This is a genomic window from Amaricoccus sp. (genome assembly GCF_047602525.1).
GTDB lineage: Bacteria > Pseudomonadota > Alphaproteobacteria > Rhodobacterales > Rhodobacteraceae > Amaricoccus.
In genome coordinates this window covers 1-14,528 of the sequence record NZ_JASGHB010000001.1, presented here as the reverse complement: position 1 = coordinate 14,528, position 14,528 = coordinate 1, and the positions used below count along the sequence as shown (strand labels likewise).

Annotated in this window: 8 protein-coding genes and 2 pseudogenes; all 10 read right to left on the bottom strand. The window is 56.8% G+C overall.

Going from position 1 to position 14,528, the window contains the following annotated elements:
* Window positions 1-13: 13 nt before the first annotated feature.
* Window positions 14-1,003 (bottom strand): annotated as a pseudogene (locus tag QM699_RS00050) (TIM-barrel domain-containing protein); the annotation flags it as partial.
* 931 nt (window positions 1,004-1,934) lie between these two features.
* Entirely contained in the window at window positions 1,935-4,454 is a 2,520-nt protein-coding gene (locus QM699_RS00045) for a phosphocholine-specific phospholipase C (protein WP_415009262.1), read from the bottom strand.
* Between the two features lie 571 nt (window positions 4,455-5,025).
* Window positions 5,026-7,167 (bottom strand): RICIN domain-containing protein, encoded by a 2,142-nt coding sequence (locus QM699_RS00040; RefSeq protein WP_415009261.1) that lies wholly within the window; start codon window positions 7,165-7,167, stop codon window positions 5,026-5,028.
* Between the two features lie 69 nt (window positions 7,168-7,236).
* On the bottom strand, window positions 7,237-7,608 hold the full coding sequence (locus QM699_RS00035; RefSeq protein WP_415009260.1) for a winged helix-turn-helix transcriptional regulator: 372 nt from the start codon (window positions 7,606-7,608) through the stop codon (window positions 7,237-7,239).
* A 360-nt stretch (window positions 7,609-7,968) separates the two neighbouring features.
* Window positions 7,969-8,718, bottom strand: coding sequence for a cellulase family glycosylhydrolase (locus QM699_RS00030; RefSeq protein ID WP_415009259.1), 750 nt, complete (start codon window positions 8,716-8,718; stop codon window positions 7,969-7,971).
* Window positions 8,719-8,925: 207 nt separating this feature from the next.
* Complete coding sequence (locus QM699_RS00025; RefSeq protein ID WP_415009258.1) at window positions 8,926-10,137, bottom strand: SGNH/GDSL hydrolase family protein; 1,212 nt, start codon at window positions 10,135-10,137, stop codon at window positions 8,926-8,928.
* 239 nt (window positions 10,138-10,376) lie between these two features.
* Window positions 10,377-12,101, bottom strand: a complete 1,725-nt coding sequence (locus QM699_RS00020) for a hypothetical protein (protein ID WP_415009257.1) — start codon at window positions 12,099-12,101, stop codon at window positions 10,377-10,379.
* A gap of 38 nt (window positions 12,102-12,139) precedes the next feature.
* A complete protein-coding gene (locus QM699_RS00015) occupies window positions 12,140-12,511 on the bottom strand; it encodes a hypothetical protein (protein ID WP_415009256.1) in 372 nt (123 codons plus the stop codon).
* Between the two features lie 128 nt (window positions 12,512-12,639).
* The gene (locus QM699_RS00010; RefSeq protein WP_415009255.1) at window positions 12,640-14,109 is read right to left on the bottom strand and encodes a glycosyl hydrolase 115 family protein; all 1,470 of its coding nucleotides are present in this window, start codon (window positions 14,107-14,109) and stop codon (window positions 12,640-12,642) included.
* A 20-nt stretch (window positions 14,110-14,129) separates the two neighbouring features.
* Window positions 14,130-14,336, bottom strand: a pseudogene (locus QM699_RS00005) (glycosyl hydrolase 115 family protein); the annotation flags it as partial.
* Window positions 14,337-14,528: the final 192 nt, after the last annotated feature.

The following is a 14,528-nucleotide window of genomic DNA, read 5'->3' as shown; positions in this document are numbered from 1 at the left end:
CGGTGTAAAGGTACGGCTGCAAACGGGAACGAAGCTGAAACGCCTGCCGCATGATATCGCTGTACGGCTCCGGGTAGGCCCAGATGCGGCGCTCGGCGTCGGAGTTCTTCGTGGTGTGCGTGCGCAGGATGGGGCTGTAGACACCGAACTGGATCCATCGCGTAATCAGCTCCGGCTCGACCACGCCAGGCATGTGGCCGCCGATGTCGTGCGACCAGTACGCATAACCGACATTCGCCGCCGTGGCCGTGAACCACGGCTGAAACGCCAGCGACTCCCACGTGGAGTGCGTGTCCCCGGAGAAGCCGATCTGGTAGCGATGGTTGCCCAGCCCGCCCCAGCGGTGGAAGAGCAGCGGACGCTTGCCCTCCTGCTCCTGGTCGGTAAAGTGCAGGTAGTTCAGCCACCAGGTCGGGTTGACGCCCTCGACCTTCGTCGTGGCCTCCTGCTGCCAGTCCAGCCACCAGAAGTCGATGCCCTCGCGCTCCAGCGGATGGTGCAGCAGGTTGAAGTAGTTGAAGACGTACTTGCGATCTATAATGTCGAAGGGCACGTATTGCTTCGTGGCCGGGTCGATGCCCATGTTGCGCGCAAACTGCGGATAGGCGTCCTCCCAGGGCTGCACGCCGCTGGCCGGATGCAGGTTCAACGTAAGCTTCAGGCCGTCGTCGTGCATCTCGCGCAGGAAGTCCTGCGGATCGGGAAACAGCGCTGCGTCCCATGTGTAGCCGGACCAGCCCTTCGCATGGCCTGACGCGTCCTTCGGGAAGGTGCGCCCGAAGGTCTTGTGCCAGTCCATGTCGATGACCAGCACGTCGAGCGGCACGTTGTTTTCGCGGAAGTCATGCACCAGCTCGCGCAGCTCGGCGTCGGAGTATGCCCAGTAGCGCGACCACCACGTGCCGAAGGCGTAGCGTGGCGGCAGCGGGATGCGCCCCGCAACACGCACGTAGTCGCCCAGTGCCTGCTTGTAGTCGTGCCCGTAGCCGAAGAAGTAAGGCATGTCCGCTGCCCCTGCGGACGCGAGAGCACCCACGGCTCGGTCAATGCCGTGGCGTGAACGGAAGCAAAGTTTGCCGAGCTGAACAGCGGGCCATTGTCCTCGACCACGCTCCAGCCGTCGCGCGAGACCAGGCCTTTGCCAATCGGTTCGCGCAGCCCTACGTCGCCACGGGCGCCGTCGAGCGTGCGCGTTGTGCCAAGCAGGTTCGCGCTGTCGCTCATGCCCGGGTGCCAGACGACCGGCCGGCCTTCGACCTGCAGCGTGATTGCGAGGTTCTCCGCGGTGAAGCCGCTGTCGCCTGCCGCAGGATGAAAGCTGAGTTGCAGCTTGCCTGTGTCGAGCGTGAGGCCATCAGCAGTGCGCTTCTGTGTAAATGCCGGCACGGGCAAACGGCGGTTCAGGAAGATGAACGAAGCGTGGTCTTCAAAGCGATCGTCGGCGGCCCACTCCAGCCGGATCAACTGCGGCGTGAGCACGGTAAAGCGCGCATGGCCGGCCGTGACGACCGCCGCCGGTGTAGCGACAGGATCAGTCGCGGACGACTGCGCAGAAACCACTCCCGACAAGACAACGAAAGAGAACAGCAACAAGGCGCTGCGCACAACGCGACGGCGAGAAAACAGCACGGCCAGAACCCTCCTGAAATCACAACGAGTGTACCGAACACGACGGCGCGAATGTTCCAGCAGCGGCGGGGATGCTTGGCCGTATCCCCCTACAGGTAGGTCTGGGCTTTAGCCCAGACGCAGAATTCATTTGAAAATTCGCGGCTTCAGCCGCTGCGGTACGGTTTCGTGGCTGCTCTGCTTCTTCAGGGCCTAAAGGCCCACGTCCTTCGATGGTCTGAATGTCAGGGCTAAAGCCCTGACCTACCCGTTCTTGCCTCACCAAGCTATAGGGGGTTACAGCCTAGCTCCCCCGCCCCGCAGGCTCATCCTCTTCCCATAAGCGAATCGGTCCGGGAATGGGCGCCTGTCTCGATGCGTCCTGCGAAGTGTGCGAGCGAGCTGTTGGCCGCGGGTCCCGACTGTAAAGTCGTACCACTGATGGCTTCCCGACAACGGCAGGAGGACACGCTCAGTGCCCCCTGCGGCCACCCCCTTCGCCACAGGCGCAGCGCCGTAGCTGTTGTCCGTGATGGAGAACTTCTGCGCGGTTTTTCGGGATTGTGCAGATGGATTTCTATCGCACCGGTGGGAGCATGGTTGCGCCGCTCCAGCGCTACGGTCACCCCTGCTGGCGCATCGTGCGCAGTGCCGGTGAAGCGGCGATAGAAGCCGTTAGGGCCCAGCACCTCGACTTCGAAGCGGCCGTCCCTGAACTGGTCGAGAGCAAAGACCGGCTTCAGGGTATCTCCCGCCTTCACCGTATAGGTGGCCGCGCGCATGCCCGGCGCGTCCACGATGTTACGCAGGTAGACATTGAACGGAGCGCCTGCGGAGCGTGCCCCGAAGAGGCTTGCCGCCGCGGTGAGTTCGAGCTGGAAGGACTTTCTGTCCGGCGAAACAAGGCCATGAGCATACAACTCATAGGGCAGTGCGCAGGCGGGCCGCGTGCCGGGCTCCTGGTGCCCCATCGCCGCGGCCGTGCCCGGATTCGCGCCGATGGCGGCGATCTCCGCGGCCGTGAGCTCGGTGTATCCGGAAGGAAGCTGCCGGTCGCGCGCGGAGACAATCAGCTCGATGTGCTTATCGCGGTTCACGTAGCTCAGTTTCGGCTCGTCCTGGGTGGCTGTGCGGAAACATGAAGTCAGGTCACCGGCGACGGCGCGGCGCCATCCGCTCATGTTCTCTTCGCGGACGCTCTTATGAAACTTCAGCTCGATAAAACGCTCCAGGAACTGCAGCGTCGAGGTGTGGTCGAAAATCTGTGAGTTCACCCAGCCGCCGCGCGTCCACGGAGAGGCAACGATAGTAGGGATACGAAACCCGAGGCCGATGGGGCCGCTGCGCGCCTCGTGCTCCGGAACGCCCTGCGCGATTTCGTCCTGCTTATAGGTGTATTCCAACTCCGCCTGCAAGCCTGCCGACGCTGCTCCTGTTTCCGGCCGCTTCGGGTCCGGAGCCACAAAGGACGGCACATGGTCGAAGTAGCCGTCGTTTTCGTCGTACGTGAGGATGAAGACGGTCTTCTTCCACACTTCAGGGTTCTTCGTCAGAATGTCCATGATCTCCGAGACCCACCATGCACCGTACCACGGGGCGGAGGGATGGTCGGAGAAGTTCTGCGGCGCCGCCAGCCAGGAAACGGTCGGCAGCTTCCCGGACTCCACGTCCGCGCGGAACTGGTGCAGGATGTCGCCCTTCGGAACGCCGATGCTTTCTTCGCGGCCGTTGGCCGTGAAGTTCAACGGCTCCAGGGAACGATAATCCGGATCGTTGCGGTTGGTGACGAAGGCCGCATCATGCAGCGCACGCTCCTTCGCGGAGAGCTGGCGATACCCTGCATCACCAGCCCCGGCGAGCCGGGACTTGACCGTTGCCACGCGTCCACGCGCCAACTCCAACCGCGTGCGCAGCTCATCGCCCGCGCTGGGATTCGAGAGCTCCGACAGCCGCTCCTCCAGTCCCTCCACCTGCTTTTCGGCCTGCGCCAGTTCCTTCTTGAGCATTTCCGGCGCCAGCGGTACGGCCTCGACATGGTACGCGCCGAAGCACTCCAGAATGTTGCAGCCAAAGTTGGAAAGCCAGGCATCTTCTTCCACGGTCAGGCCGCTCGTTGTAGACAGCTCGTTCTGGTAAAAACGCCAGGAGATGCCTGCGTCCGAAAGGCGTTCGGGGAAGGTCTTCCACCCCAGGGCGTCGCGGAAGAGCTCGTCGTTGCGCATGTACACGCGCGAGTCCGTCGTCTGCTTGTCGCGGATCGTGCCGCTCCAGAAAACCGAACGGTTGGGCGAGGTGGAGCTCATCACGCCGCAATAACTCTGGTCACAAACAGTGAAGGCGTCTGCCAACGCATAGTAGAACGGCAGGTCTTCGCGCGTGTAGTGGCCCATGGTGATGGGCATGTGCCGGTACTCTTTCTGCGGGGACTTCTTGGCGTCAATCCAGTTGTTGTAGGCCCCTTCGTTCCAGGCATCCACCTGCGAGTTTCGCGAATGGGGCAGGTAGCCCATCCAGGTGATGCGCGTGTCGCGCAGGTCGAGCCGCCAGGGCGCATAGGTCTTTCCAGTGGCGGCCGAGGTCTGCGCAAAGACAGAGTTGCCGTTGGGCTGCCGGATGGCGCGCGGATCGTTGAAGCCCCGCACCCCCTGCAGCGAGCCGAACGCGTGGTCGAAGGAGCGGTTCTCCTGCATCAGGATGACGATATGCTCGGCATCGGCGAACGTGCTGCCGGGCGTCGGCTCAATGGCAAGCGCACGCTGAATGGAGTCCGGAACGAAGCTGGAAATGCCCGTTGCACCCGAGAGCAGGGCCGCGAATTTCAGGAAGTCACGACGCGAAGTAGACATGGCAGCTATTTTAATCAGATGGCCACGCAGCATGGCTGGCAGGAGAAAAGAACCACAAGAATGAAAGCGCCTTGCAAATCAATACCGAACCATGCGGCGCTTATTGCTCCTCCGCGCAAGTCATTTGTTTCAGTCTCAACAGGGCCACTAGATTCGATCACAGAGAAAGGTAGATCTCCTGGGTTCCACGCCGTTCGCTTCCGCGCCGGAGAAACACGCTCGTCGCTTCTCAAGGGGTTTAGTCCGAATTTCGATTCGTTTCCGTGCCTTTCACACCGAACCCAGAGATGACTGCGTTCAGCGCGCCAAAGACGGCTTCGGTCATTACTACATACACCGTTTCGGATTCCCCGCGGCTGGGATTGTTCTAAATCCGCTTAGATATTGCGGCTTGAACACCGCTCTATCGAAGCGAAGACCTCTTCCATGCCATACAAACTTTTCAGGGCCGTGGACTGGGTCGTGGCGGGTCCCGGACAGATCGTCCGGGACCCAAATAACCGTGAAGCTGAGACAAGCACACCCCGCTTCAATTCAGAAGTTGGGGCCAGATGGAGTGCCCAGAGACGTACTATTGCCTCGTGAGCACCCACCTCTGGGTTGCAAGCCCATTGCTTAGCGTGAGCCACATTTGTAGATTCTTGGATGTATTCCCGTCATAATCATCAATTACCATCGACTGATTACTGTTGTTCGTCGTAGCTGCCTGATTCTGGATAACGAAGGATCCATCGGTCTGCGGGATGAAAAGCCAATTTTGCGGCGCCGTTCCGTTGCAGGAATGTTGCCAGAGCATTGTGCTTACTCCCGCGGATTGCGGTAGCGTCCGGGAAGGCGTGCCATTGCCGTATGGATCATCGAGGCAAAGTCCGTTCGCTGCATTCACCATCGTGAAATAGCCCCCACCTTGCGCATGTAAGGTCCACTGCTGCATCGCAGTGCCGTTTGCGGGATATTGGATGACTGCGACTCCGTTCGTCGGAGAGCCGGTGCAACCGTCGCAGTCGTTGTCTAAATCCAACTTGCTCGTCTCGTTGGTAAACGTATAGGTAGCACCATCGACAATCGCTGGAGGAACCAATGTGGCGATCCAGTCCTGCGGATGAAGACCATTATCTGTCCATACCTGGAGCTGCGTTCCAGGTGTTGTTGAATCACCTGGATTGTCCAGATTGATGCCGCCAGCTTGATTCCTAAGCCTGAACTGACCGTTGCCGGTATCGAGGAACTGCCAGTTTTGATTGCTGTTTCCTGCACAACCCCAAAGTGTGACTTGATTGCCGGGTGTACTGCTTCCACCAGTATTGTCGAGACAGAGGCTAGTGACCTGATTCTTGATGCTGAAATAACCATTTGAATGTGAATGGACAGACCAGTTTTGAATGGTCGATCCAGTACACGTCCAGAGGTCGGCAACGGTTCCGTTAGAAGTGCCCCATCCGAGGTCATCAAGGCACAAATTAGCACCCTGAGTTTGTGCACCCACATTTTGCAGTATGTAGGTCGAGCCGTCATAGGGTAGTTGATTCCACGTCTCCGTCGCATAGTAGGTTTGGCATGGAGATGTGAGATCGGTCGGGGTGGTATGCTCGCTCGCGAGTTCGAGAATGCTGTTGCCATCGGAAGAAGGAAGGAGCGCGGATGAGTAGTTCGGGCAATAGTTGTTGACCGCATTGGGTACGGCGACTGGAGCTGTGATCGTGTACCACGTACCGGAAAGGTCACTGCTGGTATTCACGAATATCGTCTGGCCATTGCCTGATGACACTGTGCCATTCGCTTCGTACATGACCTGTCCAACCACTAAGACAGCACCGCTCGTGGAAAGGACGGAAGGGCTCCAGACGTTGGTCGGCGCGTGCTCGAAGTACTGACCGGATGGAGTTTGAATCTTTGTGCCTAGATTGGTAACAGTGCCGAAGTTCCAGCCATCTTGAGAGGTTCGGTAGTAGACGGCACATGCTGGAGTACCGCATACCTCGTAGGTCATGAAGTACGTCCCGCTCGGCAACTTCGTGACGACAGCCATTCCGGGACGATCCGATTGAACACTGCTGGCGACGGTATTCGTCTGGTTGACCCACGTGGATCCGTCATAGCTACGGCTTTGCGCTAGCCTCTGACTCCACCGAGAGTCTGTAGTATCGGACCAGAACATCACGAGCGCACCGTCGCTTGCGACGTCAAATTGCGGTTCCCATATGCCTCCAGTACCACTAGCCCTCTGGACTGGAGTGGCCAAGTAACTCCACGTGGTTCCCTGATCAGTGCTTGCATAGACGCCGATAAACGAGGAATCCGCGTTGCCGTTTGAAACATTATAGGTCGCGGCGAAGATTAGAGTGCCGGCCGCGAGGCTTCCAACGGCCTGAGGCAATTCAAACAGTGTCGCGCAACAGTATTCATTGACTGCATTCACCACGGGCACCGTGTCGATGTACGTGAACGTTTTGCCGTGATCGGTGCTTCGAAAGATTTTTCCGTTCGTACTGGCGACGATCCATCCATTGACCGAAGAAGATCCGTGGGCCAATCGGGCCAGACGCGGGTAGAAGGTGGCGGTTCCCAGACTCACAGGTGTAGAGGCCTGACCGTGCATCAACGGAGAAGCGCAGATGGTCCACAATAATATTGCGGCGACAACGCGCACGCGGCTAATGCATTTGCATTCTTTCAAAATAGATACACCGTGGTTTGACAACCGGTTCAGCATCATATGAATCCTTTCATCAGATACAAAACAAAAAAGGTCAACAGTGTTTCGAACGGCATTAGGAATGCGCTATCCCGTGTTCGCCCAGGGGGGCATATCGGCACTGTTTGAGATCACTGGAACGGCAAGGAACTCACCGTATTCCGCAAGGCAATTCAAAAGATTCAAGAACGGCTCACGCTTGCCAGGCAGAAGCTCATACTCAGCGTCAAGTGCTGATGTGCTCAGGCCCCGGCGCGCGACAATTCCGGCGACCTCTAGAAATCTCAAGTTCGAGATCGGACATTTCTTCGACGCCAAGGGGAACATACGTAGCAGCGCACTCAGACGGACTGGCGCCTCTCGCAATGCGCAGAGAACTTCGATTCGCCATCTACCGGAAACAACCTTTGATGCGAGCGCCACCTTTTCGACATACGCCGTATTAACACTTCCATTCATTTCAACGCCTCAACATAAGCGATGCTTGGGAGAGCCTGCTGGACGATCAATGGAATCAGTCCTAGAACGCTCCTCAGTTTTGGCCGCTCCTCATAGCGGCAGCCGTTTTACGTAGAAGATCCACTTCCCTTGATCGGTACGGCTGGCCATTTGCCAAGAACAGATCGTGGAACCAAACCGTTGGCTCTCGATCCACATAAGGCACATGCCAACTATCCCAAGGCAAGTAAGTCTGCATCTTGCCTTGAACAAGGCCCCAATTGATCATTCCGACGTTGTGCGCTGCTGCTATCGGGAGGATTGTGTCGATGGTCGACCCAGCGCCGCGTGCCATGTACTCGGTACAGAGCAATGGTCGGTTTAGCTTCTCAAGGTTCGCTTTAGGCGGCTCTCGAACTTCTCCGGCCACGAATAGTCATGAAACGAGATGATGTCGCTTTCTGTCAGTTGGATCTTTTCAGTGGGAGACCATTTGTCAGGATCCGCCCAACTGTCGTGCGTCCACACGCCGCTGGTCAACGGTTGACTCGGGCCTTGAGACCGAGCCCACGCGAAAACTAATGGCAGCAAACGATCGACGCGCTCCACCTTGTCCTTCAGATTGTTGGTGTAATCGCCGCCTCCTGGGTTATCGGGCTCATTCCAGACATCCCAGGCGAGAATTCGATTGTCGTTTGCGAAAGCTCCAATTACACCCTTCACATATGCTTCAAAGCGCGCACTATTTCTGTCATCCTCAAGCGCGATGCCGGGGCTCTGAACCCAGCCCGAATTATGGATGCCAGGGATAGAAGGATGCTGTGGGCCAAGCTTCGGATCTGGATCCCAGCAGGAATCGAACAACACCAACACGGGCTTGATGTGGTGTTTGGCGGCGAGAACCAACACGGTGTCGATGCGCGCTTTAAAGCCACGCGAATCCTGTTGCCACAGTAGGTCGTGCAGGAAAATCCGCATGGTAGTCATTCCGGCGGCTTCTGCCCAACCGAACTCTTTGTCAATCTCACCGGGATCGAATGTTTCAGCCTGGAACATCTCGAGTTGGTTGATCGCATCCGACGGAAGGAAATTGCTGCCCAGAGGGAAGGCTGTGATCGCATGTAGCTCCACGCATGATCTGCCGTCCAGCGTTCTCGCGGCGTATTCGCATAAGCGTTCGCGGCAAGACCGGAGAAAAGCAGCACGATACTCACCCACAGAACCCCGGAATTTTGTCTTACACGCCGAGTCGATCTTTTTGGAACGTTAATGGACATCCGATGGTTTCCTCGTTGCTACGTCGACTCTCGTAGTTCGTTTTATGGGTCAGCCCATTGCTCACTTGAACAAAGCGATATCAATAGAATTCGCCATGGCCCTATAACCAGCATCATTAGGGTGCAAGTGGTCCGAATCGTTATAGGCAGGCAGGAACGCTAAAGGGTGTGCGGGGTCGGCAATAGCCTTGTCGAAGTCGATAACACCATCAAACTTCCCGCCAGTGCGGATGAACTGATTGACTCGCTCTCGGATGATTTCCCCTTCTCCACGGTCAAACTTCGAACCTTGGTACGGGGTGAGGGTTCCGCCAATCACCTTGACGCCCTTTGCGTGGGCCATAGAGATAAGGGCGCTGTAGGACGTGATCAGTTGGTCTGCCGTGATGATGTTCTGAGGAGAAAAGCTTGCAGGGTCTTTTGCCAAAGACGAATGTCCAATGTCGTTGATGCCTTCCAACAGAATGATGTACTTCACGCCAGAGCGGTTGAGTGCGTCAAAGTCCCATCGTCGAAGCCCGCTTGGCCCGGCGCCTTCATGAAGGACGCGATTGCCTGCGATCCCTTCATTCACAACACCCCACTGCTTCGTTTCTTGGCCACGATCTAAACGCGCAGCCAGAAGATCGGGCCACCGCATATTCTTATTAACGGAGCTGCCATCCCCATCTGTGATGCTGTCCCCAAAGGCGACTATCGCCCCGCCGGCATTGGGGGCCACCACGTCAATCGCTGTGAGGAAGCGCCATGATGAGATCACCTTGGAGGAAGTGAACTTGGTTGCCATTAAGGCATTGCCTGCTTGACCATAGTTGTCTTGCCGGGCCAGGTTGTGCTGTGTGTACCGCGCGATCTTTTGGGCGGGAAGATAGATGCTAACCGCAAGATTGCTCATGGGGGTGACAGTCATGTCGAGACCGTCGCTCTGCACGCTGAATCCTGGTGGGAGAGTGATGGAGGACTTACCGCCGAAAAGAACCATCCTTGCAGTGCCAGACTGGATAGAGCTTGCTTCTATACTCGGTGCTATGCTGACTCCTTCGATGGAAAGCGGCTCCAGGCCAAACTGATTCGATAGCGTTACGCGAACCATGTTTCCACCGATGGATGTGTGCACAATGTTGCGTAGGGTCAGCCCCGCGCCACCAATTTTTTCACCGGTAGCGGACACCGGAGCTGCGGCCCACGTGGCCACCCAAGAACTCTGAGCGCTTGCAATGCCGGATAGTGCAAGAGCAAGCACGCTAGACGCCGCGCATCCAGACAGTTTCATGGATGTTCTCCTTGACAATATTTCAGTAACAGCCTGATTCAGTTCAGGCAGTTTCGTTGCAGCAGCCAGTTCGCAACCTACTTCTCATAAACAGAGGCAGCCTTCCGTTTTCGCGTATGGTGTCGGCTTCGCAGCTATCACTGAGGGTTCACTCCATAGTGGGCGTAGGAAAGGAGCGGCCACGTTGGCGCTGCAACGCCCAAGATCTGCGTGATGGCGAAGTTATTTTGGGCACCGGTTCAGATAGCCCCCGTCGAATCAATAGCAAGGTTTCGCGTGCCACGCATTGGGTATTGCTGCTTGCTTGCGCCGTTCCAGATTGCGGCTGAACAATATGAGGACTCAGTGCTTGTCGTTGCAGTGCTGGTAGAGGTGACGGTGGTCGCTTGGTCTCCCCAAGGAAGGCATCCCGTAAAAGCTCCGGTCGTCGGAGTACCGAGCTTCGGGTAATAGACACGCATCGCGAAGTTTCCGTCGTCCATGAAGATGGATCCGTTGCCATCGATCGCGGCGCCACGTATGGAACCGCCACTGTAACTTCCAGCGACGTTCGCCGTACTTCCATAACTCCCAGCAGGCAACTCGTACAAGGCGACGAGGCTGTTAGCGTAAAAGTTATTGTTCGCGTCGAATACCACCCATTCCATCTGGGTATCCGTATCACCCGAAGCAGCCAGCACACCTAACGAAGCCGTACCAAAAGACGTGCTTGTAGAGCTTGAGTTCGCCAGGAAATAGCTCTTCATCGGAGATGAGCCGTAGAGCGTAATCCCGAGATCACCATTGGAATCAAAACCCAATCCCGTTGGGATTGGGCTGATGGGCTGCGTCAGTCCGATGGCTGTGACGATTGTGGGCGCCGTCGTGGCCGTCGAACCCGCAGGATAGGTGACGAGATTTGCCTTGCTGGAGACGTTGTTCGTGGTGACAAACAGGCCGTTGTAGCGATCAACTGCGACATTGATTGGATTGAGAGAGGCTGTGCTCAGAGTCTTCGTGAATGCGGTGGGCGTCCCAGTGGCCGTCGACACTTGGTAGAGATACCCGACATCCGCTAGATAGAGATTCCCAACCGCGTCCAAGGCTTCGTTGCAAAGATTACCGAGGACTCCGGTGGCGCACACTGTGGAGCTTGCAAGGCTTGTTTGCCAAACTCCTACGCCATTCGAACTGAGCTTGGAGATCAATACCGGGGTTGCGCCTGTGCCAACAGGGCTGCTTCCCGTGCTATTGCCAGAAACGTAGACGCTATCGTTGGCGTCGAGCGCAACACTGAAGGGATAACCCAGTGGGGTTACTGTGGCTCCAAAGGTAGCGCTGTGGTACTGGATAGAGATCGACCAATCATTCGGGGCGGCAACAAGGGCCGGCTGATAAAACCCAGAGGCAGTGGCGAGATTATAGAGATTCGCAACGTTTACGAATGGTGTGCGAGCAATATTCATGGCAGCTTGCAGTGTGTTCGTCGGAGCTGCGGTGGCAGCGGAATAGAGACTGCTAGGCGTGGCATTCTGAAAGAGCACACCACAGGGGCTTCCGTCGCTTGCCACCCCGCCGGTCGAATTGACACAAGCCTGAAGTATGTTCCCCAGTGTGTTGATGACGGCCACAGGGACGGTGTTTGCTAACGTATACGGATTAACGCCCCCGTTAGCCGTCGATGTTCCGAGAGCAGCGATAGATGCGTCGGATCCGGGACTAGCTGCTGCATCCAGATGCACTTGTCCAGTCGGAGGAGCGGTGAAAGAGCCAACCGCGTCGACGAGATTGGCCGCGTTAAGGAAGGCGTGGGTTAGTCCCGCAGAAACGCAGGTCATGGCAGCGCCAGTACCAGAGCAACTTCCGACGCTGGCATTGTTGTTGGCTGGAGCACTGATATTGACAGTGTTTCCGTTGATTGTGATGAAGTTGTCGAGGGCGTAGGCAGCTGCTACGGTTGTCAGCTCATCGACCCAGATATACATGCTCGCATTCAGCGAAGAACATGGGCCGATGGCAGCCATCAAAAACGAATTGTCGTTGTTTGTGTTCCCTCCGGTATCCCCGCCGATAGAGGTAATGTAAGCTTGTTAACCGCAGGACACGTGTAGCTCAGAGGGTTGAATGTAAAGCTTCCGTCGCTCGCCGTCGTTGTCTGAGCCAACTGCAGGCCTGCTCCGCCGTATCCATTACTTTGCGTGGCATACAGCGTCACCGTTGCGCCTATTACCGGATTTGGGCCTCCATGCGCCTTGCCGGCAATAGTTGCGCTTCCCGAGTTCAACATTGTGGTGATGGGGGAATTCACCGCGCCACATCCGGTCAGCGTCAGCGATATAACGACCGGGAAAGCAGCCGTTAGTGATAGGACTTTGGCGAAATTCCTGGATTGCATGTTTATGTCCTCTCCTATTTCTGAACCGTTTACTACTGCTGATTGCGTTGAATAGCTTTTGGGGGATTCAGGAGACACAACGGGTTTCTGACACACACCGACGTGATCCTCATTTAGGCGCCTGAACCCTAATGAAGATCGACCGTCCGATCTCCTTCGTAATGAAGAATGTGATAGTAAGCTTCCCAATCGGACCAACGAATCGGAGGGGGCACGGGTGTCGAACTATCGAGCAGGTGCTTCTCGTACTGGGCCAGCGCGTCTTGGGTGCGTGATACTCCCGTTAACCAGTCGCCGTGATACCAGTTCTTCCAGCGCCCATACTCGCCTCGTGCCTCAGCTTGCTTCAGTCGGACTAAGGCTTCTTGACCTTTATGGATTTCGGCTACCGCTTGCTCAGGGTGGCCGGCATCTTTCGCTTCTATAGCATTCGCAACGTCGAGAAGCATTTCGTTGCTCTCCATATTGATGGAGATCATCGTCAGCACACTGGACTCATAAAATGACCGTCGAGAGGGCTCGACAAGCGACATTGCCTGGGACGCCTTGCCGTAAAGAGACTGCCAATGCTTCACTGCGCTGCTACACGCGGCTCTCTCCCGATCAACTGCGCTACGAACCGCTGGGCTTGTATTCTCGGCGCCTTGAAGGTGTGGGGCCTGCCAGATTGGAGCTTGGTCGGGGAGGACATAGCTTGGCCATTCGACCTCCGAATTGAGGAGCATCCGTCTGGCAGTGGTGTGGTAATACTGATCCCCATATTCTTCTCCGTTGGGCGCGTGTGCCGGTGCGGCGAAATACGATTCGTAAACATTCGCTATCGCATCTGCAGCGGCTACACCGAATTCTTCCTTGGCCCAACTCTTGTAATACGCGTGGGCTTCGCCCTGCTTGAGATTGCCCCAGGCGGCTTCCATCGTTGCCCGGGCCGACATGACCACCGGGCGCAGATCGCTGGTATTCACAAGAAAGAACTGCGTTGCTCCGTGATCTGCAAGGCGCTGCGTCTCCGAGAGGAGTCTGTCCACTGGCACCATTTCGGACAGTTGATTGGCGCGATCATTCATCATCGCTATATGGAAGTAGGCTCCCTGCCCGGCGCGCGCCTGTCCATCGTCCTGCAACTTTCCGTAGCCGGTATCGGACCAGACTGTGATGACATCCGATGGAATCTTCAGCACGCCGTCCCGCATCAGCCGGTTGCCTTCCGACCAAAGATCGGTGACAAATAAAGCATTAGGATGGTGCTCGCGAACGATGCGCTGCTGTTCTGCGATCGCGTCGCTGATGCGCTTCCCAAGAAGCGCTTCATTGTCGCGAACGGATGGATCAAGTGCAGCGTAGGAAACGTCAGAAAGTCCGCGTAGTCCAAGCTCCCAGAGAATGTCCTGATCCGGTTTGTAGGTATTGACTGCGTTCCGCCAAGCCTTCTGGATGATCTCTGGATGGACAGAGTAGTTGTACGGAACACCAGCAGGCCAGCGCGCCATGTTGACGCCGAGCGGGGTTGCGTGATGCTGCGAGAGCCAAAGTCCACGTTTGCCAGCGAGTTGAACTTGGCCGTCATCCGGGAAAATCCAAGTTCCGGGTGCGACCATGTTGCCCCCTTCAAACGCAGGATCGTCTCGTACAGATGGTCCCAAACGTCTAGAGAGATTCCGCTGTGATCTTCTTTCTTGCCGGGAGCCCATCCTGTTAGGAGATCCTCATCGTTAATGAAGAATCCCCGAAAGCGAAACAGTGGGCCCGGTTCTTCATCGTGGAAGGTAATTGGAAGGTCGATGACCTCTTTCTTTTCCGGAACATTGTCGGTTAAGTAGTACATCGGATCGACTCCGAGCACTTTTTCCGAGAAGGTATAGATCGCGTACAGCGTGCCCCGCATGTCGGCACCACTCAGTACTATGCTTCCGCCGGTGTGACCATCCACGGCGGGAGGTGATACACGAAGTGAAAACGATTCTGGTTTCGCGTTTTTCGAGCTTTCGGATCTGAATTCATTGCTGCCTATTACGAT

Bases quoted from the DNA above. Each gene is read 5' to 3' on its own strand.
- QM699_RS00045 (WP_415009262.1), bottom strand. From the start codon at position 4,454: ATGTCTACTTCGCGTCGTGACTTCCTGAAATTCGCGGCCCTGCTCTCG.
- QM699_RS00020 (WP_415009257.1), bottom strand. From the start codon at position 12,101: ATGTATATCTGGGTCGATGAGCTGACAACCGTAGCAGCTGCCTACGCC.
- QM699_RS00035 (WP_415009260.1), bottom strand. From the start codon at position 7,608: ATGAATGGAAGTGTTAATACGGCGTATGTCGAAAAGGTGGCGCTCGCA.
- QM699_RS00040 (WP_415009261.1), bottom strand. From the start codon at position 7,167: ATGCTGAACCGGTTGTCAAACCACGGTGTATCTATTTTGAAAGAATGC.
- QM699_RS00010 (WP_415009255.1), bottom strand. From the start codon at position 14,109: ATGGTCGCACCCGGAACTTGGATTTTCCCGGATGACGGCCAAGTTCAA.
- QM699_RS00025 (WP_415009258.1), bottom strand. From the start codon at position 10,137: ATGAAACTGTCTGGATGCGCGGCGTCTAGCGTGCTTGCTCTTGCACTA.
- QM699_RS00015 (WP_415009256.1), bottom strand. From the start codon at position 12,511: ATGCAATCCAGGAATTTCGCCAAAGTCCTATCACTAACGGCTGCTTTC.